Annotated in this window: 1 pseudogene; it reads left to right on the top strand. The window is 68.7% G+C overall.

Features of this window, described 5'->3' with window-relative positions:
• Window positions 1-56: 56 nt before the first annotated feature.
• Window positions 57-227 (top strand): annotated as a pseudogene (locus MFF64_RS37495) (sulfate transporter family protein); the annotation flags it as partial.

A 227-nucleotide genomic window follows, 5' to 3' on the forward strand; every position in this document is an offset into this window, starting at 1 on the left:
TCGCGCCGAACCGGTGTCTCATCGGCGGCAAGCGCTCAAGCCGGAAACCCCGCCCGATGATCGTCGAGTCCGCCGCGGCGGCTTTGCGCCAGACCTTCTCCCCGCCCCTGCGGGCGATCCTGTGGAAATCCCTGAGCCTGACACTCGGGCTCCTGGTCCTGCTCTGGTTCGGCCTGACCCGCCTCGTCCAGGCGTTCCAGGCGAGCCACCACATCTCCGCCCAGTAC

It is taken from the genome of Methylobacterium frigidaeris (assembly GCF_022179185.1).
GTDB lineage: Bacteria > Pseudomonadota > Alphaproteobacteria > Rhizobiales > Beijerinckiaceae > Methylobacterium > Methylobacterium frigidaeris.